The organism is Latilactobacillus sakei (assembly GCA_002953655.1).
GTDB classification, from domain to species: Bacteria; Bacillota; Bacilli; order Lactobacillales; family Lactobacillaceae; genus Latilactobacillus; species Latilactobacillus sakei_A.
This window is the reverse complement of record CP025839.1, coordinates 2,029,729-2,055,478: the sequence shown is the minus strand read 5'-3', so window position 1 is coordinate 2,055,478 and position 25,750 is coordinate 2,029,729. Positions and strand designations below refer to the sequence as shown.

Below are 25,750 nucleotides of genomic sequence, written 5' to 3'. Positions count from 1 at the left end.
GATTCAACAGATTCAGCAGATTTTAACGACTCAATCGGGCGAATTATTGCAAGCGCTCGGCCAACATCTGGAAATCTCATTACTGGCGCTCTTAATTGCGGCGGTCATTGGGATTCCACTCGCGATTATTTTAACTGCGCACCAAAAACTTGCCGAAGCGATGTTGCAAGTGACAAGTGTCCTACAGACGATTCCGTCGTTGGCGCTCTTAGGATTATTGATCCCACTCGTTGGGATTGGTACGGTGCCGGCAGTGATTACGTTAGTCTTATACGCATTGATGCCGATTTTTCAAAATACATACGCGGGACTCAGCGGGATTGATCCGGCGTTAAAAGAAGCGGAGATTGCTTTTGGCTTACCGCGTGCGAAGCGCTTATTACGCATCGAGCTACCGTTGGCGATGCCGCTGATTATTTCGGGCCTGCGGATTGCGCTAGTCATGATTATCGGAACGGCAACTTTGGCGGCCTTGATTGGCGCGGGCGGTCTGGGGACTTTTATCTTGGTCGGGATTCAGTCGAATAATAATGCCTTGTTAGTGGTCGGGGCAACGCTCTCGGCTGTTTTGGCGTTAGTGGTTAGCGCGCTGATTCGCTGGTTAGGGACATTATCGTTCAAAAAGATTACGATTAGCTTGGCCATTTTTGTGGGGCTTTTTGGCCTTGTAGAAGGCGTGACACGGCTCCAAGCACCACCAACTAAAATTACGATTGCCGGTAAGTTAGGCAGTGAGCCCGAAATCTTGATGAATATGTATCGTGACCTCATTTTGGCCGATCATCCGCAATATGAGGTGACGGTTAAACCGAATTTTGGTGGCACGACCTTCTTATTTAACGCGTTGAAGGCCGATCAAATTGATATCTATCCAGAATTTACGGGTACGGTCTTACAAACGTTGGTGAAATCGCCAACCAAGACCAACCAGAATCCAACTAAAACGTACCAACTCGCTAAAAAATCGCTCCAAGAACAATTCAAGATGGCATACTTGCCACCAATGCGCTATCAAAATGGTTACGACTTGGCGGTTAGTGCGGCTTTTGCCAAGAAATATAACGTTAAAACGATTTCGGATTTGGCGGCCTTGAACCAATCGTTGACGGCCGGCTTTGACCCGGATTTTTATCATCAAAAAGATGGCTATCAAGGCTTGAAGAAGACGTATCAATTGCAACTAGATGCTAAAATTATGGAACCTAGCATCCGCTACAAAGCGATTGCGGATGGCAAGGTCGATGTGGTCGACGGGTATACCACCGATGCGGAAGTGGCGCGCTACAAGCTAGTTGTTTTAAAAGACGATCGGCATTTCTTCCCACCTTATCAAGGCGCACCGATTATGAAGGAGCGCTTCAAAAAGGCCCATCCAGAAGTCGTCAAAGCGCTCAACAAGCTAGCCGGGAAGATTACTGAAGATCAGATGCAACAGATGAACTACCAGGTTCAAGTCAAACACCGTAAAGCGCGTGATGTGGCCCATGATTTCTTGGTTGACCAAAAATTAATCAATAAATGATAATTGGCGCTTGACCCTCACGCCACGTCAGGTCTTATAGTGGATTTTGAAGGGGGGATGGCGATGAATTATCAGATTAAAGCTTTCGCTGAATTGACTGGTGTTTCTGAGCGCACACTGCGGTATTATCACGAGCGCGGGTTACTGGTGCCGGTGGTTGCTAGCAACGGTTATCGAAGCTATTCGAGTCAGGACGCGGATCGGCTGCAGTTAATCTTGATGTACCGGCAATTACAGTTTAGCTTGGCTGAGATTCAGCAGTTATTGGCATTACCGCCAGTAGAACGGCTGACGCATTTAGCGGCTAAACGGGAGGAACTTGCCAAGCAACAAGCAGTGTTGACGGCGACTTTGGCGCAGTTAGATGCCACCCTTCAAAATCAAACTGGAGGTTCTCAAATGACCGACCAAACTAAATTCGAACAGTTCAAACAACAGGCAATCACTGAAAATGATCAACGCTATGGGCAAGAAGTGACGGCAAACTATGGCGCACAAGCCAAGCAAGCGGCGGATCAACATTTTGCGGGTTTAACCAAAGCGCAGTATGCGACGATGCAAGCCGCTGAGGGCAGCTTAACGACGGCCTTGCAAACTTACTTGGCGCAACCGCAATTACCGTCAGAAGCAGCACAAGCGGCATTTAAAGCCCATCAAACGTGGCTGAAAACGGCGACACCACGTTATAGTTTAGCCATGCACCGCGGTTTAGCGGCGATGTATGTGGCGGACGAACGATTTGCGGCTTACTATACGAAATTAGTGGGCAATCAAGGTGCAGCAACGGCCTTAAAAAGGATTATCGATCATTATACGGTCGGGGGTAAATAAAAAATAGGAGACACGACTTCTAGAAGGGGTCGTGTTTTTTTGTGGGCGCTTAAACAGCGCAGATAAAGTATTAGGATTAATTAGTTAGCGCACCAAAAAAGCATCTAGCGTCTCAAATAAGATTGGACGTTAGATGCTTAGTAGGGATTCAATTTAGTGATTTAGAGGGTTATTTTTTGATAATCATATTGACGGCTTGTTCGATTTTATGTTGTTGAATAGCTAGGTCCTCATCGGGATTTTCTAAACACGCTTGAAGATTCTCAGCAACGATAATTCCCATTACACGGTCAATCCCTGAACGGACAGCGTTTAATTGGGTAATTACCTGTTGGCAATCACTTTCTTCAGCAATCATTTTTTGGATTCCTCGAGTTTGGCCTTCAATCCGTCTTAACCGGTTAATAATTGATTTATCACAATTTGCCATTTTATTTTCTCCACTTCATAAAGATCTTCTGCGATGATATTCGTCATATTATACGCTTTTTTCGTTTAAAAAGTGAGCAGTTAAATCGGAAGTATTTACTTTTTAGAGCGCGCTATGGACGATATCATTTGGCCTAACGGTATTGTATAAGGCAAAAGCACCATCTAGATTTTGAACATTAAAGCCCGCTTGTTTTAATAGGCGCTCACCTACATAACTACGCAAGCCGCTGTGACAGGTGATGATGTATGCTTTGTCCGGATCTAATTCACCAATCCGCTCGCGTAGTTCATCTAGTGGGATGTGCATAGCTTGCTTAAAGCGGCCATTATTAATTAATTCATCCGGATTGCGGACATCTAATAAAATTTTGCCGCTCGCTAATGCTTCTGGTAATTCAGACCATTGCAGGTTATCGCTGATACCTTCAAATAGGTTCAATGCGGCGTAGCCAAGCATATTGACGGGGTCTTTTGCTGATCCAAACGGTGGGGCATATGTCAGTTCTAGTTCCGGTAAGTCCTCAATGTTGAGGTTACCTTTAATTGCTGTTGCTAGAATATCAATTCGTTTATCAACACCTTTTGCACCAACAGCTTGCGCGCCAAGAATCCGACCCGTTTCACGTTCAAAAATGAGTTTTAAGAGGATATCTTTTGCATCAGGATAATAACCAGCATGATCTTTTCCGGCCACGTGGACGACTTGAACATTTAGGCCACTTTGCTTAGCCATATGTTCGCTGAAACCGGTTGATGCTGCACTTAGACCGAAGACCCGGACAATCGCAGTGCCGATACTGCCTTTATTTTTTCTAGGTAAACCAGCGATGACATCTGCTACTTGGCGGCCTTGGCGGTTAGCTGGCGAGGCTAATGAGATTAACGCCTCTTCTCCAGTTAGCTGTTGTTTAACCAAAATGGCGTCACCAACTGCATAGATATCAGGATAATTTGTTCGGTAGTTACTATCTACAAGGATGCCACCGCGCATTCCTAAAGTGATACCAGCTTCTTTAGCGAGCGTTGTTTCAGGTTGGACGCCAACTGATAAAATTGTTAAATCCGATGAAATTGTTGAACCGTCTTCTAAGACAATTTCATGACCGTGGTTTTTAAATGCAACTGCAGACTGGGAAGTTATTACGGTAACTTGATTATTCAGCAATTCTTTATGAACAGAGGCAGCCATTTCTTCGTCTAAAGAGGGCAGGACGTGGGGGGCTTTTTCAACGATTGTGACGGATAAACCCCGTTTTTTTAAGTTTTCGGCCATCTCTAAACCGATAAAACCGGCACCGATAACGGTAGCGTGTTTAGCTTTGTTGCGATCGATAGCTGCCATAATTGCTTCTAAATCAGGGACATTGCGTAAACTGAAGACATTGGTTGCCGTTTCTAGGCCCGGGATCGTTGGAACGAGCGGTCGTGCGCCGGGTGAAAGGATGAGGGCGTCATAGTTTTCTTCAGTAATTGCATTGCCATGGCTAATGGTTACCCGCTTTTTATCAGGTTGAATGGCAATTACTTCATTATTTGGGCGGACATCTAAGTTAAATCGTGCTTTCAAGGATTGTGGTGTTTGGACAAGTAATGCATCTTTACTGGCGATTTCCCCAGAAACATAATAGGGAAGGCCGCAATTAGCAAAAGAAACAAAAGGCCCTTTTTCTAATACGATAATTTCAGCATCTTCCATTAAACGTCGTAATCTAGTGGCTGCTGACATTCCGCCTGCAACGCCACCAATAATAATAATTTTCTTCATAGTGTGTTACCCCCTTTTGATAGTGCCGGCCCATTGATGCATACCGCCACGGACATTGATAGCATGATACCCCTGTTTTTCTAAAAATCGGGCTGCTTTTTTACTGCGCATACCAGATTGGCAAATTAAATAAATCGGCTGCTTTTGGTTCCCCGTAAAGGTTGGCATGTTTGCTAGTGGGATATTGCGGGCGCCTGGAATGTGTCCTGATCGAAATTCAACGGGTGTTCTGACATCAATTAAAGCGGTGTTTTTTGTTAGTGCCTTTGCTAATTCTGTGGTCGAGATGCTAGGTGACTCTTTGAAAAAGTTAAACATAAACGTCTCTCCAATCTATATTATACCCTATAGGGGTATAATATAGATTATGAATCAGCTCGTCAACCGATGCGCTAAAAAAAGTTGATTTAATCCAGAATAACTTTTTAGCGCTCAAAAAAAGCCATACTTAAGATGGCTTAATGCTGTTTATTGAACGCTAGGGATTTCTCGCAAGATACGTGCGGGATTACCGACTAAAATCACGTTATCCGGATAGGATTTTGTGACGACACTGCCCGCACCAACGACAACGTTATTGCCGAGTGTAATTCCGGGTAGAATGGTGACATTGGCGCCTAACCAGACATGATCACCAAGCGTAATCGCGCTAGAGATTTCTTTTTTGGTGGCGCGCTCTTGGGGATCGATTGGGTGGTAGGGGGTTAAAAGAGAGACCCCCGGCCCAAATTTACAATAGTTGCCAATCGTCACCGGTGCTTCATCGCAAATAATGACGTTACGGTTGGCGTAAAAATGGTCGCCGATTGAAATATTTTGGCCGAAGCTAAATTCAAAACCGGTTTCGATGAAAAAGTCGCTACCGGTGTGGCCGAGTAATTTTTGGATGGTGGCCATCCGTGCATCGTTATCTAAGATTTGGCCGGCCTTTTGTAAGGCAAGGCGGGTTGCATCCCGTTTTTGAATAGTGACCGCTGAATCAAAATACCATTCCCCGTTGGTCATCGCCCTAAAAGCGTCGTCAGTTTCGTGCATATTATAAGTCGCCTCCGTTAATTGTTATCTTTAACGATAGAACACTTTTAATGGAAGTGCAAATTGGAACCGGCAGTTGCGAGGACCAACTATCTGTGGGATGCTAAAGGTAATTATCAAGTGGAGGTTATTTGAGATGGATACCAAACAAAACTTGGCCCAAAATCTGAAACTACTAATGGCAACGACACCGGTTGATCATATCACTGTTAATCAGTTGACGCATCAGGCCAACGTTGCCCGTAATACTTTTTATTATCATTTTGCCGATATTAATGAGTTAGTCGCGTGGATTTATAATCGCGAGATTGTGTCTCAACTGGCGGCCTACCAAAAAGAACAAGATTGGGCCAAGGGGTTGGATCTTTTGTTGCGTTACATTGAAACCAATCGTCAATTTTGTTTAAATACGTTTCACTCCCTGAATCGCGACTTATTAGGCCGGTTTTTATACCGCGTTGCGTTTAACATGGTCACTGGGGTTGTTGATGATCTGCAACCGGCTTGTCCACCGACCTTGCGTGATGAAATGGCCAATTTTTATGGTTGGGCGTTAGCGACACAGATCATTCAATGGTTGGTGACCAACCTACAAGAATCGAAAGTTGAATTCTATCAGCGGATGCATCGGATGTTAAATGGCACCTTGCAACAAGTACTAGATAATAATCGTTAAATTTGGACAAATCTCCTAGAATAACCATATCGAAACCCTTAAGAACCGACTACAGTAAAAGTATAGAAACAGCTATTATTGCTAGGAGGGGTTTTATATGTTATTTCAGAATATTGCGGGGATCGATTGGCTCGTTTGGATGGGGGTCGTTGCAGCTTTAATGCTGTTAAACGAAGCCGCACGGGCTAACAAATGGGTGGCATTATTATTATTTGTTGGACTACCTATTATTTTAACGATTTTTGTTTGGCCAACGACGGCTGGTCCTGATAGTAGTACTGGGACCTGGTTCCACTGGGTTAAAGTTTACTCAGCGCTGGCCGGATGTTTAGGCTTTATGGCATTGCGTTTTATGCCTAAATTGCAACACAATAAGTGGGCGTTGATTTTCCCACCGGCTATCTTGGCCTTCAATATTATGGAAGCCGTTATTCGGGACTTCCAAGTGGCTGGCTTACACGGCTTAGTGGATGGCGTTGTCATGAACGGTGGCGCTTGGAATATCATGAACGGGATTGCCGGAATCATCAATATTATTACGATTTCTGGTTGGTTTGGGATTATTATCAGCCACGACAAACAAAAAGACATGATCTGGCCCGATCAAATCTGGCCGTGGATTATCGCCTATGATGTTTGGAACTTTGCCTATGTATATAACTGCGTTGGCGATCACTCATTCTACGCAGGGGCGGCTTTATTGATTTCATGTACGTTAGCTGCTTTCTTCGTGAAAAAAGGCAGTTGGTTACAAGCACGCGCGCAAACCTTGGCTTTTTGGATGATGTTTACGATGAGTTATCCTGCCTTCGTGACGGACTCACAATTTTCAGTGCAAAGTACGCATAGTAGCGCCGCTTTGATGACGGTCAGTGCATTGGCCCTTGCCATTAACGTGGCAGTGCTAGTGTTACATGTTTACCGGATCATCAAACACCGTCGCAACGTCTTAACAGACGATATTTACGCCGGCACGGTTGCGCATGATCAAGTATTAGCAGCCAACACACCCGCCGACCAACAACCGGCCGGATTGAATTTGAAGAAATAATTATAGAGGGCGCTGTAGACAAAAGAAATTTTGTCTGCAGGGCCTTTTTTTAATATAGCGGGTTTACGGATTGGAAAATAGGGCAAACTTTGCTATGCTAGAAGTATTCAAACAAATTATTAAAAATCACATCAATTAGCAATCAATTTCGAATTAATTTAAAATTGATTGGTGGAGTAAAAGTATGCAAAATAAATTTAAAAAAGTAAAAGAAGCCTTAAAAGAAGCAATTATTTCCGGTCAGTATTCAATTGGGGATAAATTACCAACTGAAACTGAATTAATGGCGCAGTACGATGTTTCGCGGTATACCATTCGTCGGGCAGTCGGCGATTTAGAAGAAGAACACTTCATCAATCGGATTCAAGGGGGTGGGATGTTTGTTCAAGATTGGCACCGTGAATGGACGAATGATGCTGATAGCAAGGTTATTGGCATCATCACAACCCATATTGCAGACTACATTTTCCCAAGTATTATTTCTGGGATTGATCGGGTGCTTTCTGAAAAGGGTTATTCAATTCTGATTAGCAACACGCATAATAATCATGAAAAAGAGCGCAAGAGTCTGATTAATATGCTTGATAACAAGGTTGCCGGTTTGATTATCGAACCCACTCAAAGTGCGCTTAAAAATCCGAATATGGATTTATATCACGAGATTCAAGACGATCAAATCCCAACGCTCTTTATCAATGCTTCCTACCCAGAATTGAATTTTCCAGTCATTACTAATGATGATTTAGAGGCAGAAAAAGAGATGGTTAACTACCTCTTTGAACTCGGTCATGAAGCGATGCTCGGTATTTTCCAAGTGGGGGATTTGCAAGGTGTTCACCGGATGAATGGCTTTATTCAAGCTTACCAACAACAACCCGCAATTGCGTATAAGAGTAATTTAATTATGTATCAATCAGGCGACAGTTTTGAGAAAGTCTTGAAACGTGTGGCAGATTATTTACAGGGCTCAGAAGTCCCAACGGCAATTGTTTGTTACAACGATCAACTTGCGATTCGGGTCATTGATTTTCTGAAATCAAAAGGGTTGAAAGTTCCGACAGATATTTCGGTGGTGGGGTTTGATGATTATCAAATGTCACGGTACATCAGCCCTAGCCTGACAACACTCAACCATAATAAGACGAAGATGGGTGAAGATGCGGGGCAGATGGTCTTAGATATGATTCAGGATAAACCGGTCGAATCGATCCTATACCAACCACCATTAATTAAACGGGACTCTGCTGGAACAGTTAAATAAACAGGACTCTTAAAAGAGGCTATCTAACGATGGCCTCTTTTTTTATTGCTGTAATTATTCGAATAAATAAAATAGGCGGAAATTAATTTTAAAAAATTATAGCAGATCAAAAGCCCAATAACATGCGGTTTAAAATGATGACGCTTACTTATATTAATTCGAATCAAAAATAATTATATTGATTTATTCGAATAAAAGTTATAGACTGAATTTGTCGACAAATTGAAACCGTTTTATAAAGCGAAACGGTCATTTAAAAAGTACGTTAAATAGGCTTAAAAAAGATGGAGGAAAAAAGCATGACGCAAGCTAAAAAAATTCCAAGTAGTTTTATTTACTTCTTTGGCTCATTTGGTGGGATCTTGTTTGGTTATGATATTGGCGTAATGACGGGAGCGTTACCCTTTCTACAACACGACTGGCATTTAGAGAATAATGCCGGGGTTGTTGGTTGGATTACATCGGCAGTCATGTTCGGTGCAATCTTCGGTGGCGCACTTGCTGGACAGTTATCAGATAAATGGGGGCGGCGGAAGATGATTTTGCTATCATCTTTGATTTTTGCAATCGGCTCATTATTATCAGCATTCTCGCCAAACGACGGACAAGTTTACTTAATCGCTGTCCGGGTTTTCTTGGGATTAGCAGTCGGAGCAGCATCCGCCTTAGTACCGGCATATATGTCTGAAATGGCACCAGCTAGACTAAGAGGGCGACTCACAGGGATTAATCAAACGATGATTGTTTCCGGAATGTTGTTGTCTTATATTGTGGATTATCTATTAAAAGGTTTGCCTGAACAATTAGCATGGCGCTTAATGTTAGGGCTTGCCGCAGTACCAGCGGTTATTCTTTACTTAGGTGTTTTACGGTTACCAGAATCACCACGGTTCTTGGTGAAACATAATCGGTTAGATGAAGCACGCCAAGTTCTTGGTTATATCCGTTCAAAAGATGAGGTCGAAACTGAATTAACGAATATTCAGACAACGGCCGGCATGGAAAGTAACGTGCAACAAAGCACTTCGATGAAAACGCTTTTAAGTGGCAAATATCGCTATCTCGTGATTGCCGGAATTGGGGTTGCTGGTTTTCAACAATTCCAAGGCGCTAACGCCATTTTCTACTACATCCCATTGATTGTGGAAAAGGCAACGGGCAAAGCCGCGAGTTCAGCATTGATGTGGCCGATTATCCAAGGGATCATCTTAGTTTTAGGCTCACTTTTATTCTTAGTCATCGCCGATAAGTTCAAACGGCGGACGTTGTTAACACTTGGTGGAACCGTGATGGGCTTGTCATTTATTTTACCAGCCATTATGAATGCCTTAATTCCCAACTTTAATCCAATGATGATTGTATTTTTCTTATGCCTCTATGTGGCCTTTTATGCCTTTACTTGGGCACCACTAACATGGGTTTTAGTCGGTGAAATCTTCCCACTAGCTATTCGGGGTAAAGCATCCGGCTTAGCCTCATCATTCAACTGGATTGGTTCATTCTTAGTGGGGTTACTCTTCCCAATGATGATCGCATCCATGCCACAAGAAGGGGTCTTCGCCATTTTCGGTGTCATTTGTTTATTGGGTGTCCTCTTTATCAGAACGTGTGTCCCTGAAACCATGGGTCACACGCTAGAAGAAATTGAAGCGCAAGGCACAAACAAGGCGCATAAAGCATAAGTGCCAGAGAGGAAAGATGATGATGAATTTAATTGAAGCAGCACAAGCCATTAAATCCGGTCAAGTGTCATTAGGAATCGAATTAGGCTCCACCCGGATCAAAGCCGTTTTAGTAGCGCAAGACTTTCAAACCATTGCGTCAGGGAGTTATGTTTGGGAAAACCAATTAGAAGATGGTGTCTGGACGTATCCAGTTGATGCGGTTTGGACCGGGATTCAAGCGAGCTATATGCAAATGGCTGCGGAAGTCCAAAGCAAGTATCACGAACCGATAACCACGATTAAAAGTATCGGTGTCAGCGCAATGATGCATGGTTATCTCGCCTTTTCTAAGGACGATCAATTGTTGGTGCCTTTTAGAACGTGGCGCAACAACATCACCGAACAAGCAGCTGATGAATTAACCAAACAATTTAATTTCAATATTCCACAACGGTGGAGCATTGCGCATTTATATCAAGCCATCTTAAATGATGAAGCACATGTCAGCCAAGTGGCTTTCATGACCACCTTAGCCGGTTATGTCCACTGGCAATTATCAGGTGAAAAAGTCCTCGGGATTGGCGACGCATCCGGTGTCTTCCCCATTGATCCCAAAACGGGAAGTTATGATGATCAGTTAGTCGCACAATTCGATCAAATCAAACGCGTTCAACAACAACCTTGGCAATTAGCCGACATTTTACCAGCGGTCTTGCCAGCGGGGCACGCTGCGGGCCAATTAACGTCAGCCGGCGCGCATTTGTTAGATCCAAGCGGTAATTTGACAGCGGGCAGCTTGATGGCGCCGCCTGAAGGGGATGCCGGAACCGGAATGGTCGGTACCAACAGTGTCCGCAAACGGACCGGGAACATCTCAGTCGGAACCTCAGCCTTTTCAATGGTGGTGTTAGACCAACCGCTCAAACAAGTGCATCGCGATATTGATATGGTGATGACCCCTGATGGCTCACCAGTTGCGATGGTCCATACAAATAATTGTTCGTCAGATATCAATGCTTGGGCTAATTTATTCAATGAATTTGCCGCACGCTTGGGCGTCTCATTAGCACCTGATCGGTTATACGAAACGTTGTTCTTAGAAGCAACCCATGCCGATCAAGACGCAGGGGGCTTGATTAATTACAGCTACTTATCCGGTGAAAATGTCACTAAAATGCCGGCTGGGCGCCCATTATTTGTCAGACAACCCCACAGCCACTTCAACTTACCCAACTTTATTCAAACCCAATTATACGCGGCCTTTGCACCGCTTAAAATTGGGATGGATATCTTGGTGAAGGAAGAACAAATCAAGACAGACGTCATGATTGCCCAAGGTGGGTTGTTCAAAACCCCTGTCGTTGGACAACAAGTCTTAGCGAATGCTTTAAACACGCCGATTACGGTTATGAGTAATGCCGGTGAGGGTGGTCCTTGGGGCATGGCTGTCTTGGCAATGTTTGCCGCTGATAATAATGGTCAAACGCTCGATGATTTCTTGGATCACAACGTCTTTACGAATCCAGAAAGCATGACGCTCAGTCCAGAAGCCGCAGGTGTGGCCGGTTATCAAACCTTTATTGAAGCCTACCAAGCAGGGTTACCAATTGAAAGTGCGGCAATTGCTGCGATTAAAGATGAGAAGTGAGGATTAAAGCATGTTAGAAAAACTAAAACAAGAAGTGTACGACGCCAATATGCGCCTACCTAAATTAGACCTAGTCACTTTTACTTGGGGTAATGTTTCCGGAATTGACCGCGAAAAAGGCTTGTTTGTCATCAAACCTTCGGGTGTTGATTACGAAGACTTAAAACCAAGCGACATGATTGTCGTGAACTTAAAAGGCGAAGTCGTTGAAGGCAATATGAATCCTTCTAGTGATACGCCAACGCATACCGTTTTATACAATGAATTTCCAGAAATCGGTGGCATTGTGCATACGCATTCACCTTGGGCCGTTTCATTTGCTGAAGCCGGTATTCCGGTGCCCGCCCTTGGCACGACACATGCAGATACCTTTTACGGGGATATCCCAGTTTCTGAAGCCTTAACGCAAGCCGAAATCGAAAATGATTACGAAGAAAATACGGGTAAGGTCATTGTGAAAACCTTCAAGGAACAAGGCATTGATCCTGAAGCCGTTCCAGCGGTCCTGGTTCGTCAACACGGGCCTTTCACTTGGGGTGCCACACCAGACAAAGCCGTCTATAACGCTAAAGTTTTAGAAGTCGTGGCCGAAATGGATTACCACGCCCTTCAATTGACGCGCAATAACAGTGCCGTCCCACAATTCTTGTTGGACAAACACTATTACCGCAAGCATGGCAAAAATGCCTACTACGGTCAAAACAACGCCCAATCACAAGGACATGCTAAAAAAGAAGTGCGTTAAAAGCGGAAGTGCGTCATCAATGGGTAGCTTCTGAGCACTTGCTTAACTTAGCGAATTGGCGCTACAAGCGCCGATTTGATAAGTGTAGCAAAGCACAGGAAGCTGTTGATGAAAGCACGTTAAAAAAAGAAGCACATTAAAAAAGGAGTCTTTATCATGTTAAATACAGAAAATTATGAATTTTGGTTTGTCACAGGTAGTCAATCATTATACGGCGAAGAAACCCTCCGCTCAGTTGAAAAAGATGCTAAGGAAATCGTTGAAAAATTAAACGCGAGTCACCAATTGCCTTACCCAATTATTTTTAAATTAGTCGCAACAACTGCTGATAACATTACAAAAGTGATGAAAGAAGCCAACTACAACGATCACGTTGCTGGGGTCATCACTTGGATGCATACTTTCTCACCTGCTAAGAACTGGATCCGCGGGACAAAATTATTACAAAAACCATTACTTCATTTAGCAACTCAATTCTTAAACAAGATTCCATACGACACAATCGACTTCGATTATATGAACTTAAACCAATCAGCGCATGGCGATCGCGAATATGCTTTCATCAATGCGCGTTTACGTAAAAGTAACAAGATTATCTCAGGTTACTGGGGTGATGAAGACGTTCAAAAAGCAATGGCTAAATGGATGGACGTTGCGGTGGCTTACAACGAATCATTTAAGATTAAAGTCGTAACATTTGCCGATAAAATGCGCAACGTGGCTGTCACAGACGGTGATAAAGTTGAAGCCCAAATCAAATTTGGTTGGACGGTTGATTATTGGGGTGTCGGTGATTTAGTCGCAGAAGTCAATGCTGTCTCAGAGGCTGATATTGATGCTAAGTATGCTGATTTACAAAAAGAATACGACTTTGTTGAAGGTCAAAATACACCAGAAAAATTCGAACACAATGTTAAATACCAAATTCGTGAATACTTCGGTTTGAAGAAATTTATGGACGATCGGGGCTACTCAGCTTTCACAACCAACTTCGAAGATTTAGTTGGTTTGGAACAATTACCAGGTTTAGCAGCCCAATTATTGATGGCTGAAGGTTATGGTTTCGCCGGTGAAGGGGACTGGAAGACCGCTGCTTTAGACCGCTTATTGAAGATTATGGCTCATAATGAAAAGACGGTCTTCATGGAAGATTACACCCTTGATTTACGTCAAGGTCATGAAGCAATCTTAGGCTCACATATGCTTGAAGTTGATCCTTCAATTGCATCAGACAAACCACGGGTTGAAGTGCACCCATTAGATATCGGCGATAAAGATGATCCTGCACGCTTAGTCTTCACTGGGATGCAAGGCGACGCGGTGGATGTTACAATGGCTGATTATGGCGACGAATTCAAATTGATGTCATATGATGTTCGCGGCAACAAACCAGAAGCTGACACACCACACTTGCCAGTTGCTAAACAACTCTGGACACCAAAACAAGGCTTACGCGACGGTGCTGTTGGTTGGTTAACCGTTGGTGGCGGTCACCATACAGTCTTATCATTTGCTATTGATTCAGAACAATTACAAGATTTAAGTCACTTGTTTGATTTGACTTACGTCAATATTAAATAAGGCTGTCAAATTAAAAGAGGCTACGGCAAAATTTGTCGTAGCCTCTTTTGCGATTGGAATGGTGTCAGCTTTCTTATAGTATAATGGAGAAACGAAAGTGGGGATGAACATGACAACTTTTTATTTTGTACGTCACGGCGAAACAACGATTAATAAAGCACAGTGTTTCAATGGTGGTGGGGTCGATTCTGCGTTGACACCAGCGGGGCTAGCGGCCGCAGACCGCTTGGGTGATTATCTAGGCGACCAAGTTTTTGATGCCATTTTAACATCACCACTCCAACGTGCCCAAACAACCGCGGAACACGTACTGGCGCAAACGCGTGTTGGGCAACCGGCGTTAACGATTGTCCCCCAACTACGGGAAATGGTGCTAGGTGATTGGGAAGCACAGCCGGTAGCGGCGCAAGAAAAACATCCGCAATTTGATAATTACTTTCACCATCCAGATTTATTTGAGGCCGACCAGCTTCACGCGGAATCCTACCAATCCGTTTTAAACCGGGCCATGACAGTTATTGACCAAGCGCAACAAGCTTATCCAGAAGGCCACGTTTTAATTGTGGCCCACGGGATTGTTTTATTGTTTGTCATGGGGACTCTTTTAGGCGTACCGTTTAGTGGGATTCGTGATCAAAAAATGGTCGCAAACGCGAGCCTATCAGTCTTAGCAGGCCAAGGCCAACCGTATAAAAAGGTCCTTTGGAACAAGACGGTGTAGAGGAGGCCTTTCTTAAATGATGACGCTAGTGATTGTCGTTTTAATTGTCCTATTAGGGGCCTTTACGCGAACTGTTTTTGGCTTTGGTGAAGCGTTAGTGACGATGCCGTTATTAGCATTAGTGGCATTTGATTTAAAATCGGCGACGGCCTTAATCGGAGCTTTAGGCCTCATCGTGGCCATTCCAGCGGTTGTTCAGCACCGCCGGCAGATTGATATCGCAATTGTGCGCCGGCTCGTCATTGGCTCATTATTGGGCGTTCCGGTCGGGATTGCCCTAATGACCTATGTGCCAACAGTGATTGTATTACGGACTTTGGCCGGTTTTTTAATCATATATGGTAGTTATAATTTGTATCAACTGCAGCAACACCGCGTTCAAAAACAACATTTAAAAGCACCGGTTTGGGACTACTTAGCGGGGGTTATTTCGGGTGTCATGGGCAGTGCTTATAACAGTCACGGCGTCCCGGTTGTGATTTATGGAACGCTGAAAAAATGGCCCGTCTCGGAATTGCGCGGTATTTTACAGGCCCATTTTGTCTGTGTGGGGACGGTCGTCGTGATTAGTCATCTATTGGCAGGATTTTGGACGCGCCAAGTCGTTCAATTATTGGGGATTAGTTTGCCCTTATTGCTAATTGTGATACCGCTAGGAAACTGGGTTAGTGCCAAAATTGATAGCCAAACAATGGTTCGTTACATTTATGACTTATTAATCGTTTTTGGCGGCTTATTATTGTATAAAACATTTTAAGAACATTATCGAGGAGGCCAATGATGCTGATATTTGAGTTACCCATTCATCCAGAAAACCAAGCAGCGATGGCGCGATATATGCAAGATCAGTTTACTTTTAATGGTGTCAAAGCGACCGAAAGACATGCTTACGAACGCGACTTTTGGCTAGCTGTGAAACAGTTACCGGCGGCAGAATTGATGGTGATTATTAAGGCGCTTTATGCGCGTGAAGCGCGCGAATATCAATATGTGGCAATCGATATTGCGGCGCGGGCCGTCCGTAAATGGCAACGTGCAGATCTATTACAGTTTGCCGAATTAGTAACTGAAAAAGCCTGGTGGGATAGTGTGGACCCTTGGAAACGCGTTTTTAGTGCGTACATCAAGCGTCATCCAGCTGAATTTGAATGGGTCGGGCAACTATTCGCTCAAAAAGATAACTTTTGGTTACGCCGCGTTGGGCTGATTCTGCAATTAGGGTTCAAGGACGCAACGTGTATTGATTATTTGCAAGCCGCTATCGAAGCCGATCAAATAACACCGGAATTCTTCATTCAAAAAGCGATTGGCTGGGCCTTACGTGATTACGCTAAGACTAATCCGGAATGGGTAATTGATTTTGTTGACTCCCATACGTTATCGGCATTAGCGCAACGCGAAGCGTTAAAACAACTCTAAAAAATTATAAATGTTTCACACGAAACATTTATAATTTTTCCATTGAACGGCTTCACTAGAAAAGGTTCGAGCAAAATGATTTTTGCTCGAACCTCTTTTTTAATTATTTTTCTAATTCAGCCTGTACTTTAGCTGGAATTTTATCCTTGGCAATATTATTGGGACCTGTTAGCACCCGTTTGGCATTGAATTCCAATTTAACATAGCTGTTAGGTGTCAATGGTGTTGGTTTTTCGCTAGAAATTTCAACAGGGACAGTTGTTTGTGTTCCATCTACTTTGACGACCTTTAGCTTATATTTGTAACTGTACGTACCTGGCACGGTCTTATTACTATCGTCCTTAGTGGCTTGCTTGGCAGGCACTTGAGCGGGCACTTGGGCGTAGCCAACGTCACCTTGGTAAGTATTTTTGTAGTAGTGATAACCGGCAAAGCCGACGATGATGAGCGCAACAATGGCGACCAGACTAATCATTTTCTTTTTCAATGAAAGCACCTCATTAATTAATTGATAAAAGTATCATATACTGACCAACGTTAAAAAGCGATGTTTTTTATGCCGGATAACAAAAGTGTTAGGTCCTGCTGAAAAGTCTGTCACTTTAGTGCTTAAATTGACGGTATTTTGCTTCTAGAACAGCTTTATCAAGGATGTGGCCCTTCATGGCAGTTGTCAATTGATTGAGGTAAAAACTATCCTCTAAATCAAGCGAACAGTCGAGCGCAAAAACTGTCAGAGTATAGGTGTGATCGCGATTTGGCGGTGTCATACCGCCGTAGCAAGCAGAGGCCTCTGCCGATTGGTTATCCGTCATCGGACTATGCCACGTATTGACGCCTTGCACAAAATCAGGTTGCTGTTGACTACTATTTGCCAAAACCGTTGTTGATTTCAGATTAGCGAGAGTCCAATGAATCCAAGGGAAGCCCTTAGTGACTTCATAGGCATCTAAATCATAGAAAATCGCCGCATAAGTAACGGTGTCTGCAGGCGCTTGTTCAATTGTAAAAGGAATTGAATAAGTCGGCATACCAGCTTCGTTTCGGGCATCGCTGTAGCCGCCATAAATATCATCAAAATAACCATTATGAATTCCTGTACTTGTTAATTGCATAATACGAACCTACCTTATTAAATTTTTGACCAGTCATCAATTGAGCGGCCAGCTTGATCAACCAGTTCTAGCCAGCTATTGGTGCCACCAAAATAGAGAAAAAGTCCCACTTCATTAACGCTTTTAAAGATAATGTCTTCTGTTGTGACATTATCCTGAACTTGGTCGCGGTGTTCATGGCGCAATTGGGTGCCCATCTTAGCGGCAAAACCGAGTGAGCCATCCTTGTTGAGGGGCGGTTCCAGCATTAACGTTGCGCCCGCTTTGAGGCACATTTCGTTTCGTTTTTGCCATATGGCAGTGCCGGTGGCTTGTCGTGTTTCAATGGTGAAGGGGACGGTGCTAATTGTTTTTGTCCAGCGATGACGGGCCTTAGCAGTCGGTTTTGCTTTTTGGACCGCCGCGGGTTGCCAATTGAAACCAAATCTTTCTAGAATTAAGTTTAACGTTTCAAATAGTGGGCGTAAAGTTTGGTGATAATTACTAGGGACTTTGGCCGGCAAATCGGTTGTTTGAATGGCCGATGATTGTTCGGCTAACAAGCGGCCTAAATAGGGTAGACCTTCGGGCCAGTCTGCATCGGTGAGCGTTAAAAATGGTTCACTTGGGAGGACCTTAGGAGCTTTTGTTAAATAGTTGATTTGCGTGATTTGCTGCTGATTTGTATGCAGTAGCAAGCCGTTAAATGGTGGTAATGTGGCTGGTTGTTCCGGATAGATGGTCAATATTTGTTGGTCAAAAAGAATTTCGGTTTGTGTGGTCTCTAAGTTAACTTGCAGTTTAAGCATCATAAAACCTCCATCTGGGGTAATTAATGTTAATTAAACACTAAATTAAGCGATTTGTCAGCTAGTGGCTTCCGGATTTTAAAATAGGAGCGACCTTTTTATTTTGACCGCAAAGGCGTTGTTTTTTGTTATGATAGTAGATAGGAATTTTAACGGGTGGGAGAAATGGCATGCAGGCACAAGCAGTACTAAAAGAAAAATTTGGCTATGATCATTTTAGAGAAGGCCAAGCAGATGTGATTGAATCCTTATTAGCAGGAACCAATGTATTGGCAATTATGCCAACTGGTGGTGGGAAGTCGCTATGTTATCAGATTCCAGCGCTGATGTTACCGGGATTAACACTAGTCGTTTCGCCATTGATTTCATTGATGAAAGATCAAGTCGATGCGCTCAACGAAAATGGGATTCCGGCAACGTTCATCAACAGTACCTTGACGCAAGGTGAAGTGCAAGAACGCTTCAATCAGGCGGCGCGGGGTGAAGTCAAGTTACTCTATGTATCACCGGAACGGTTGGATTCGGATTACTTTTTAGCGGATTTAGCCGAGTTAACAATCGATTTGATTGCCGTCGATGAAGCGCATTGTATCTCGCAGTGGGGACACGATTTTCGGCCTAGTTATTTACGCTTAACGGACACGATTAAAAGCATGCGGCAACAACCAACGATTGTTGCGTTAACGGCGACCGCTACGTCACAAGTGGCGGATGATATTATGCACCGCTTGGGGATTCAACATGAAGTTAAGACTGGCTTTTCACGGGAAAATCTCGCTTTTCAAGTAGTTAAAAACCAAAATAGTGATCGCTACTTAATCGATTATTTGAAGGTTAACCAGCAAAAATCGGGCATCATTTATGCTAGTACTCGGAAAGAAGTTGAACGGCTCACGAAGTTGATTGAAAAAGCCAAACTACCGGTCACAATGTATCATGGCGGTTTAAATGAAATGGTGCGCCGACAAAATCAAGAAGATTTTCTCTACGATCGTAAACCGATTATGGTCGCCACGAATGCTTTTGGAATGGGAATCGATAAGAGTAATGTGCGGTTTGTCGTCCATGCACAGATTCCTGGCAGCTTAGAAGCTTACTATCAAGAAGCCGGTCGAGCTGGTCGTGATGGTTTACCAAGTGAGGCGATTCTACTCTTTAAAGTCAATGATGTGCAGATTCAACACTTTTTCATCGATCAATCAGAAATGGATGATGAAAATAAGCAACGGGAATACGCCAAATTACAAGAAATGACGCAATACGCTAATACCCAGCAGTGCTTGCAACAATATATTGTTAATTATTTCGATGATGATTGTGAAAAATGTGGTCGTTGCAGTAACTGCCTTGATACGCGCGAATCACAAGATATTACAATTGATGCCCAAAAGGTTTTATCGTGCATCAAACGAATGGATGAACGTTTCGGTAAAGTGATGGTTGCACAAGTATTGACGGGTTCTAAGAACCAGAAGATTATGCAGTTTCGTTTTGACGAGTTGCCAACATACGGTTTGATGCGGGGCGATTCGCAAAAAGAAGTTAGTGGCTTGATTGATTACTTAGTCGCGTCGGGCTATTTACGGGCTTCTGGTGGTCAATATCCCGTTTTACAAATCACGTTAGCGGGCGTCAAGGTGCTTAAAGGCCAAGAAAAAGTGACGCGTAAAATGGCCGCTAAAGTTCAAAAAACATTGCCTGAAGACAATGAGTTATTCGAACGCTTACGGGAACTACGCCGTGATTTAGCTGAGGAACAGGGTGTACCACCATTTGTAATCTTCTCGGATAAGACGTTGTATTCAATGTGTGAAATTATGCCAACCTCACTGACTGAAATGTTAGATGTTAAAGGGGTCGGCGAAAATAAATTAGAAAAATATGGTGAATTATTCTTGGATATTTTAGTGGCTGAATAATTGCCTGGGAAATAAAAAGGGCCACCAACGGTTAGTTGGCGGCTCTTTTTTGATGATACTTAGTATGGCGCATCTGCGGGGTTACCGTAGACGAAATGTTGATTGGATTTTGGGTTTGGTTTAGCGTCTGGTAAGAGACATGTATAACGTGTACCATCAGGGCCTTGGGCCAAGAAAATGCGCGTAAATGAATTTTCTGTTTCGATTAGTTTACAGTTATCATGCGTAATACCATAGACATCAGTTACTTGCGTAATATATCATCTCTTTTACTTAGTTTAAAAAGGGGTAAAATAAGCCTATATTTTACGACTAGATTATTAATAAGTATAGGCTTTTAATAGCATAATATCAAATTATTTGCTTAATGCCCTGAATTAAGAGCCCTTTTTGATGCATTCAAAAGCAATTAATTGTATAATTAATAGGGTTCACAACAAGTTAGAGAGAAGGAATTATTTATGCGACGTTATGCAGCAGAATTTATTGGTACTTTTATGTTAGTGTTCTTAGGAACCGGTGCAGTTGTAATTGCTAAAGCTGATACATTAACGATTGGCTTGGCATTTGGGTTAACAGTGACTGTGATGGCTTATGCTTTTGGTGGCGTTTCGGGTGGTCATTTTAACCCGGCCGTTTCTATTGCGATGATGATTAATAAACGCTTAGAAGCAAAAGATGGCGTTTTTTATATCGTAGCGCAATTCTTAGGTGCAATTGTCGCTTCAGGGTTATTATCAGTTCTCATCAATGCGCTTGATTTAAGTCGGACCGGTTTTGGTCAAACTGATTTTCCTAAAATTGGGGCAGGAGTTGCGTTCTTAGTTGAAGTGATCGTAACGTTCAGTTTCATCTTGGTAATCTTAATGACAACTAGTGATCGTTTTGGCAATAGTCAAATGGCACCATTGGCAATCGGGATTACATTGAGCTTATTGATTATCGTTGCGCTTAACTTAACGGGTGGTTCGTTAAACCCTGCTAGAAGTTTTGGACCAGCTATTTTTGCTGGTGGTTCAGCACTAGCTCATTATTGGGTTTACTTAGCAGCCCCAATCGTGGGTGCTATCCTAGCAGCCTTTACGGGTCGTTTATTAGGTAGCGAAGAACGCTAAAAAAGTGATTAAAAAAGGTGTGCTCCCCGAGGGGGGCACACCTTTTTTATTGCTCGAGCGCTAATAACTGTTTTTTAAAAGCTAAACCGCCACGGAAACCACCCAATGAGCCATCTTTGCGGAGGACGCGATGACAGGGCACAATTATTAGTAGCGGATTACGTCCAACAGCAGAAGCTACTGCTCGAATCGCAGTTGGCCGCCCAATTTGTGTGGCTAGTTGATAGTAAGTCACGGTTTGCCCGTATGGAATTGCCTGCAAGGCCGACCAGACTTGTTGTTGGAAAGGCGTGCCGCCTAAGAAGTCGAGGGGTAAATCCCAAGTGGTTCTCTTATGCGTTAGATAGGCCGTTATTTGGGCAATTGCTGGCGCCAGTTTCGAGGGGTCTTGTCGTAAGTCATAACCGGGCATAAAAGTTGTTAGCTCACTGAGTGGTTGGTTAGGGGAACCGACAAAGCAGACACCGTGATCAGTTGCGGCAACGACTAGGTTTTGATTGGCATGCGTTAAATAATCGTAATAGATTGTGGTCATCGAAGACACCTCCATTTGGTAGCTTCAGTATAACAATTTTCAATAAAATAAACTGCCGTTCAGCTTACTATCGACAGTTTATTTTAAGCGAGTTTAGAGAGTGACTTCTTCAAAGGTTTTGTGCTGCAATAGATATTGCACGTCGCAACTCGCGGCGACCTCTTTTTCATGGGTTACGAGGATGACACATTTTTGTTGTTCGTGGGCGAGCTCTTGGAACAGTTTAATTATTTCCCGGGTGTTAGTGTCGTCTAAATTACCGGTTGGTTCATCGGCAACAACGACTGGTGCATCACAACACATTACCCGGACGATTGCCACCCGTTGTTGCTGCCCGCCGGATAGTTTCTGAACGTTTTTACGAGCCATATCAGGATTGATACCGACCTTAGTCAGCATCTCTAGCGCAAACTCACTGGGGTTTGCGCGCTCGGAATGAGTAATGGCCATTGCGGTTAGGACGTTATCGAGGGCCGACATATAGGGGAGCAAGTTGTAGGCTTGGAAGACAATTGAAACATAGCGGTTGCGGTATTGCGTCAAACCGATTTTTTGAAGTGAAGTGCCTTCATAGAGGATTTCACCTTTGCGTGGTTTGTCGAGACCAGCCAGCATTGTTAAGAGGGTCGTTTTCCCAGCGCCACTACTACCGATAATGCCGTAGAGTTGCCCGGCTTCAAAGTTGAGATTAACGTCTTTGTAGAGTGTATTTTCTTCTGAATCGTACCAATAACTGACATCTTTGGCTGTTAACATAATGTGACCTCCTAATTATCCAATGAGAATTTTTCGTGGTTCGAGTCTTAGAATATTGGCTGAAGCCAGTAATACTGCCAAAGAAATGATGGTGAAACCAAAGGCGCCTAATTGAAGTAAGGTTAACGGATTAATTTTGAGGTTTAAATCGCTCGCTTTAATGGCTTTGGCTTTAGTTGGATTGCCTTGGGGCATTTGACCACCGAGACGATTACCACCAGGTTGGCCACTTGGTGCTTGACCGCCGCCAGGGCCACCATTACCGCCAGGTTGAGTTGTTGCGCTGTCGGTTGTGGTGCTTGTTGTAACGGAATTCATGACTTGCTTGCTGAGGGCTTGAGCGGCAAGTTGACCACCGATACCGGCGAGCGCTAAGCTGACAATCAGTAACATGAACATTTCAACGAGTAATTGCCCAATAATCTTAGTCCGTTTTTCACCTAATGAGAGTAAAACACCCATTTCATAACGGCGTTCACGCACCATTAAGATGATGATCAGGGCTAAAATGACGGTACCGGCAATGGCAACTAACCAAACAATTTTATTAGCGAAATTTGTCATTTTTTGCATTGATTGTTTCAAGGTTTGGTAAGTACTATCGTCTGCTGTGAGGCTGAATTTTTTAGTGTTGATAATTTTCTTAGCAGCTTTCAAGAAGGCCGTTTTTTGAGTTGGATTGCTTAAAGTAAAGACGGCACTGTCGACTTTATTGGTTTGACCTTTAATTTGGTTAGCCAAGGTATAAGCGGTATAAAGCGTATTAGAAGGATCGCTTTGTTGAGGCCCCATACTTGAGCTGCTACTTTGACTCGCTTTGTAAATTCCGACGACTTTGAGGGTGTACGCTTTTTTACCAGTCGTTGTGGCTTTGATCTTAATTGTATCGCCAACCCTGAGATTGTTTTGTTTAGCAAGTTCGCTTTCAATCACAACGTTGTTAGTATTAACATCGGCACTGTTTAAAGCACGGCCTTTGGTAATTTTATTGGTGTTATCTTTGAAATCGCTGAGGGTCTTCATATTGAGGACCCCAGTGATTTGTAAATCGCCTGATGAGGTGGATTGCGACATGCCCATCGGACCATTATTGCTAGCTGAAGAAGTGCTAATCGCATCAATGGAATCAGCATTAGCCGAAGTTGCAACGCTGACGTTGTAGTTGGCGACACCGGATAATTGCGCAATCTTTTTGACGTTGGCTAAGCTAACTGAAGGCATGCTGAGCGATGGTTTCTTCGTTTTAGAAGTGCTCGTTGGTGGTGTCGACGAGCGCATTTTCTTGAAGGCCTGATCACGATTGGCCGATAAGGTGACACTGGCACCGACTTGTTGTTTGGTGTTGTTAACCGTTGTTACTGCAGCGTTTCTAATGAGTAACCCGGCCATAATGAAGACTAGAATAACAGTCATAACAATGACTAATAATAAGCTACGGCCTTTTTTGAATGAAATATTTTGCCAAGCACGTTTGATAAAATTCATAATGATGCCTCCTTATAAAAACTGAATAATAATCAGTTTAGGCAGATATTTTGAATAAACTGTGACAATAGTACGCATAAAATGAGGCCTTTTTACGAAAAATAATCCGTCAATCCAATGATAGTGCTTTAAAAAGATGTTGCTTTAGACCAAAAATTGTTAAAATAGGAGTAATTAGTTAAAAGTTAAGTTTGTAGGGGTAGGGGAATATTATATGAAACGAAAACAAATCTATACCGGATTATGGGCGAGTTTATTACTATTAACGCCGGTGATTACCAGTGCAACCAGTGCGCATGCAGCGGAGACTCAAACAAGCCAGCAGTCAGTTGTGACAAGCCAATTTAGTGCTAGTCAAGCAACTAGCAGTCAAGTTGCTAGCAATCAATTGGTTGAAACAAGCCGTCAAAGTCAAGGAGTGGCTTCACGTTCACAAGTGGCGGAAGTCCCTGCTAAAACAGCGCAGACGACCAATGAACAACCTGCCAAATCAGCGGCTAAAGCCGTTTTAAATCGGGATTATCAAGGGGCGTTGAAACGGGGAGCGCAACAATTAGTAGCAAGTCAGGACACCGAAGTTTGGTCAGCCTTGGCACTTATCAGCTCAGGGGCCCAATTAACGACCGTTCAAAAAGCAACGTTCCACCAAGTCTTTGCCGAAGAATTAACCGGAATGGCCGGGCATTATTCTGCAACTGATTTGGAACGTTTGACAATTGGGATAGCTGCAATTGGCGAAGACCCCACGCAATTCAATGGGGTTAATTTAATTGCTGAAATTATTAAAAAAGCGGCTACTGCCGGTATCACAGGGCAAGTCTACGGGATTATTGCCCTTAGCACCCAAGATTACGGGGCACAAGCTAACCAAACGATTAATCAATTAATCGATTTAGTTTTAAAACAACAAAATACAGCTGGCGGTTGGGCTTTTTTCGGATCAGTCAGTGATTTGGATATTACAGGGATGACGATGTCAGCATTAGGCATGCATCGTGATCAACCAAAGGTTCAAAGCGCTTTGGATCGCGCAGTTGCCTTATTAAAAACAACCGGTTTTGTGAAAACAACAGGCGGTTTCTTGATTCCTGGGGGTTTTTCAACTGAAGAAAACTCAAATAGCACGGCAATGGCCATCTTGGGCTTGGCCGCAGCTGGCGTCAATCCAGCCACAACGTTTGTGGGTGATAAAGGTGCGACACCAATCACGAACTTAATTGCTTACCAAAAAGCCGACGGGCAATTCCGCTGGATGATGGGCAGCGATGATGGCGCGTTATCAATGTCAACCGAACAAGCGGTCTATGCTTTAGGCCAATATGATTATTTATTGAAGGGTAAGGGTTCAATCTATAACTTTAAAAAAGTAGTGCCAGAACCGGACCCAGAGCCCAAACCAGAACCCAAACCAGAACCAACGCCAGTTCCTGAGCCAGGTATTCCTAGTAAAAAGCCAGCCGGTGAGGTTTCATCATCGTCCTCTTCAGCGGTTGATTTAAATCCCCAATTACCGAAACAATCCGGTAATAAAGAAGCAGAGATGCCATTGACTGGGACAACGGCGACGCAAGATGCATTACCACAAACGGGTCATCAATCTGTTTGGGCCAGCGTTTTAGCGGGATTATTCATGTTACTGGGTGTTGCGGGTTACCAAACACGTCGGTTAAAACAACGCTAGGAGGC

At 43.5% G+C, this 25,750-nt stretch carries 25 protein-coding genes; 15 read left to right on the top strand and 10 right to left on the bottom strand.

The annotated features are described in order from the left end of the window. The first annotated feature begins 1 nt into the window (after position 1). Positions 2-1,522: a glycine/betaine ABC transporter permease gene (locus C0213_10180; GenBank protein AUX12849.1), complete on the top strand. Its 1,521-nt coding sequence runs from the start codon at positions 2-4 to the stop codon at positions 1,520-1,522. A 57-nt stretch (positions 1,523-1,579) separates the two neighbouring features. After that, entirely contained in the window at positions 1,580-2,353 is a 774-nt protein-coding gene (locus C0213_10175) for a MerR family transcriptional regulator (GenBank protein ID AUX12750.1), read from the top strand. 169 nt (positions 2,354-2,522) lie between these two features. Here C0213_10175 and C0213_10170 read toward each other — a convergent pair whose 3' ends face one another. The 4 genes from C0213_10170 to C0213_10155 form a co-directional block, all read right to left on the bottom strand. Beyond that, a complete protein-coding gene (locus tag C0213_10170) occupies positions 2,523-2,783 on the bottom strand; it encodes a hypothetical protein (protein AUX12749.1) in 261 nt (86 codons plus the stop codon). A 102-nt stretch (positions 2,784-2,885) separates the two neighbouring features. Further along, complete coding sequence (locus C0213_10165; GenBank protein ID AUX12748.1) at positions 2,886-4,550, bottom strand: CoA-disulfide reductase; 1,665 nt, start codon at positions 4,548-4,550, stop codon at positions 2,886-2,888. 6 nt (positions 4,551-4,556) lie between these two features. After that, positions 4,557-4,868: a rhodanese-like domain-containing protein gene (locus C0213_10160; GenBank protein ID AUX12747.1), complete on the bottom strand. Its 312-nt coding sequence runs from the start codon at positions 4,866-4,868 to the stop codon at positions 4,557-4,559. 150 nt (positions 4,869-5,018) lie between these two features. After that, positions 5,019-5,585, bottom strand: a complete 567-nt coding sequence (locus tag C0213_10155; GenBank protein ID AUX12746.1) for a galactoside O-acetyltransferase — start codon at positions 5,583-5,585, stop codon at positions 5,019-5,021. A gap of 136 nt (positions 5,586-5,721) precedes the next feature. Between C0213_10155 and C0213_10150 the strand changes: the two genes are divergently transcribed. The 10 genes from C0213_10150 to C0213_10105 all read left to right on the top strand — a co-directional run bounded on the left by C0213_10150 (position 5,722) and on the right by C0213_10105 (position 16,351). Continuing rightward, positions 5,722-6,261, top strand: a complete 540-nt coding sequence (locus C0213_10150; protein AUX12745.1) for a TetR family transcriptional regulator — start codon at positions 5,722-5,724, stop codon at positions 6,259-6,261. Between the two features lie 97 nt (positions 6,262-6,358). Beyond that, the gene (locus tag C0213_10145) at positions 6,359-7,312 is read left to right on the top strand and encodes a hypothetical protein (GenBank protein AUX12744.1); all 954 of its coding nucleotides are present in this window, start codon (positions 6,359-6,361) and stop codon (positions 7,310-7,312) included. A 184-nt stretch (positions 7,313-7,496) separates the two neighbouring features. Further along, positions 7,497-8,573, top strand: coding sequence for a GntR family transcriptional regulator (locus C0213_10140; GenBank protein ID AUX12743.1), 1,077 nt, complete (start codon positions 7,497-7,499; stop codon positions 8,571-8,573). Between the two features lie 299 nt (positions 8,574-8,872). Next, positions 8,873-10,255: an MFS transporter gene (locus tag C0213_10135; protein AUX12742.1), complete on the top strand. Its 1,383-nt coding sequence runs from the start codon at positions 8,873-8,875 to the stop codon at positions 10,253-10,255. A 22-nt stretch (positions 10,256-10,277) separates the two neighbouring features. Then, on the top strand, positions 10,278-11,885 hold the full coding sequence (locus C0213_10130; GenBank protein AUX12848.1) for an ATPase: 1,608 nt from the start codon (positions 10,278-10,280) through the stop codon (positions 11,883-11,885). A 10-nt stretch (positions 11,886-11,895) separates the two neighbouring features. Continuing rightward, positions 11,896-12,630, top strand: a complete 735-nt coding sequence (araD, locus tag C0213_10125; protein AUX12741.1) for an L-ribulose-5-phosphate 4-epimerase — start codon at positions 11,896-11,898, stop codon at positions 12,628-12,630. A gap of 156 nt (positions 12,631-12,786) precedes the next feature. Beyond that, complete coding sequence (locus tag C0213_10120) at positions 12,787-14,211, top strand: L-arabinose isomerase (GenBank protein AUX12740.1); 1,425 nt, start codon at positions 12,787-12,789, stop codon at positions 14,209-14,211. A gap of 109 nt (positions 14,212-14,320) precedes the next feature. After that, a complete protein-coding gene (locus C0213_10115; protein AUX12847.1) occupies positions 14,321-14,932 on the top strand; it encodes a histidine phosphatase family protein in 612 nt (203 codons plus the stop codon). Positions 14,933-14,951: 19 nt separating this feature from the next. Beyond that, a complete protein-coding gene (locus C0213_10110) occupies positions 14,952-15,689 on the top strand; it encodes a sulfite exporter TauE/SafE family protein (GenBank protein ID AUX12846.1) in 738 nt (245 codons plus the stop codon). A 20-nt stretch (positions 15,690-15,709) separates the two neighbouring features. Next, a complete protein-coding gene (locus tag C0213_10105; protein AUX12739.1) occupies positions 15,710-16,351 on the top strand; it encodes a DNA alkylation repair protein in 642 nt (213 codons plus the stop codon). A gap of 103 nt (positions 16,352-16,454) precedes the next feature. Here C0213_10105 and C0213_10100 read toward each other — a convergent pair whose 3' ends face one another. From C0213_10100 to C0213_10090, 3 genes are all read right to left on the bottom strand, one after another. After that, a complete protein-coding gene (locus C0213_10100) occupies positions 16,455-16,838 on the bottom strand; it encodes a hypothetical protein (GenBank protein AUX12738.1) in 384 nt (127 codons plus the stop codon). Between the two features lie 115 nt (positions 16,839-16,953). Continuing rightward, complete coding sequence (locus C0213_10095) at positions 16,954-17,466, bottom strand: YbhB/YbcL family Raf kinase inhibitor-like protein (protein ID AUX12737.1); 513 nt, start codon at positions 17,464-17,466, stop codon at positions 16,954-16,956. Between the two features lie 17 nt (positions 17,467-17,483). Continuing rightward, positions 17,484-17,984, bottom strand: a complete 501-nt coding sequence (locus C0213_10090; GenBank protein ID AUX12845.1) for a hypothetical protein — start codon at positions 17,982-17,984, stop codon at positions 17,484-17,486. A gap of 440 nt (positions 17,985-18,424) precedes the next feature. On the opposite strand from C0213_10090, the gene recQ reads away from it, so the two are divergent. Continuing rightward, on the top strand, positions 18,425-20,173 hold the full coding sequence (recQ, locus tag C0213_10085; protein ID AUX12736.1) for a DNA helicase RecQ: 1,749 nt from the start codon (positions 18,425-18,427) through the stop codon (positions 20,171-20,173). Positions 20,174-20,634: 461 nt separating this feature from the next. Further along, positions 20,635-21,288 carry an MIP family channel protein gene (locus C0213_10080; protein ID AUX12735.1) on the top strand — a complete coding sequence of 218 codons (654 nt, stop codon included), beginning with the start codon at positions 20,635-20,637 and terminating at the stop codon, positions 21,286-21,288. A gap of 46 nt (positions 21,289-21,334) precedes the next feature. On the opposite strand, the gene C0213_10075 is transcribed toward C0213_10080, so the two are convergent. The 3 genes from C0213_10075 to C0213_10065 form a co-directional block, all read right to left on the bottom strand. Beyond that, complete coding sequence (locus C0213_10075) at positions 21,335-21,823, bottom strand: methylated-DNA--[protein]-cysteine S-methyltransferase (protein ID AUX12734.1); 489 nt, start codon at positions 21,821-21,823, stop codon at positions 21,335-21,337. A gap of 93 nt (positions 21,824-21,916) precedes the next feature. After that, the gene (locus C0213_10070; protein AUX12733.1) at positions 21,917-22,579 is read right to left on the bottom strand and encodes an ABC transporter; all 663 of its coding nucleotides are present in this window, start codon (positions 22,577-22,579) and stop codon (positions 21,917-21,919) included. Positions 22,580-22,594: 15 nt separating this feature from the next. After that, a complete protein-coding gene (locus tag C0213_10065; GenBank protein ID AUX12732.1) occupies positions 22,595-24,064 on the bottom strand; it encodes an ABC transporter permease in 1,470 nt (489 codons plus the stop codon). 214 nt (positions 24,065-24,278) lie between these two features. On the opposite strand from C0213_10065, the gene C0213_10060 reads away from it, so the two are divergent. Next, positions 24,279-25,745: a hypothetical protein gene (locus C0213_10060; protein ID AUX12731.1), complete on the top strand. Its 1,467-nt coding sequence runs from the start codon at positions 24,279-24,281 to the stop codon at positions 25,743-25,745. Positions 25,746-25,750: the final 5 nt, after the last annotated feature.